Annotated in this window: 2 protein-coding genes; one reads left to right on the top strand and one right to left on the bottom strand. The window is 41.2% G+C overall.

Annotation, left to right across the window (positions count from 1 at the left end; all coding sequences use genetic code 11):
* Positions 1 to 555, top strand: a 555-nt coding sequence (locus D1841_RS17410) for a restriction endonuclease subunit S (RefSeq protein ID WP_207709251.1), incomplete at its 5' end; no start/stop codon positions are given.
* Here D1841_RS17410 and D1841_RS17415 read toward each other — a convergent pair.
* Positions 548 to 1,141 (bottom strand): restriction endonuclease subunit S (locus D1841_RS17415; protein ID WP_207710198.1); only part of this gene is annotated, 594 nt, incomplete at its 5' end. The genes D1841_RS17410 and D1841_RS17415 overlap by 8 nt on opposite strands.

The raw sequence follows: 1,141 nt of genomic DNA on the forward strand, positions 1-1,141 counted from the left end.
AAGCTGTTCCCGAAAAAGGGCGAGACTATGCCGGAGTACCGTTTTGCCGGATTTACTGAGCCTTGGGAACAGCGTAAACTAATTGATGAGGTTTCTTCAGTTGATACAGGAAAAAGCAAATTTAGTCTCAGTAATGTAGGCGCATACGAAATTCTCGGCTCGACATCTGTAATTGGATATGATAGTTCCTACGATTACGAAGGAGACTTTATATTGACTGCTCGTGTTGGGGCAAACGCAGGTAAACTCTATCGACATTCAGGAAAGGTAAAAATTAGTGATAACACAGTATTTATTCAAGGGAAACAGCTTGATTTCATATATTACGCTTTGCTGAATTTCGATATTAAAAAGTTGTCCTTTGGAACAGGGCAACCGCTGGTTAAGGCGAGTGAACTAAAAGACCAAACTATCAGAATGCCGATTTCTGAGATGGAACGAGAAAGTGTAGGAAACTTTTTTCTCCACCTCGACCACCTTATCACCCTTCATCAGCGTATGCTGAGCGAATTTAGAGACATAAAGGCAGGACTATTGCAGCAACTATTTATATAAAGAGCTGTTGCAATAAGGCTGCTTTCTGCCTTTGAAGCACACGCAAAACATTCTCTTCTCTTTGTTCCATTGCGTCATATTTTGATAGAAAAAATGAAATAGTGGATTGCGTGTCTTTATTTGGAACGGAGACTTTGAAAGAGCTAATATCATCGCCACTTATAGCAGTAAATGTTCCGCCCTGTTCAATCCGTTTCCAATCATCTTGATGATGAATGAGCAGCTGGTATAAAAACTTCGTATTCTGTGCAGTAATGGCGCATACTCCTCGTCCTAAACAAAGCCTTTGATTTGCCCAGCTTACAGAACCTACTGGCGCACGAACAGAAAGAATAATAGACCCGGCATCGCAAATCTTTGTTGGAGCCGAAGTGTAACGCTGCGGTGTGGTTATTCCATCGGTTATGTCAGCATTACCCTGCACCAAAGGTAATCCAATTTGATCAATATTATAAGAAGCTGAATCTGGTGACTGTCCCATTGTAATCTGGCTTATTTCACCAAGGCTCACTTCGTGCCATCCTGAACCGTAATGGTCATCAAAAATATGTTTTAGTAACCCTCTTTTATATGACTTGAGGGCTTC

Source organism: Neglectibacter sp. X4 (assembly GCF_009917365.1).
GTDB lineage: Bacteria > Bacillota > Clostridia > Oscillospirales > Acutalibacteraceae > Acutalibacter.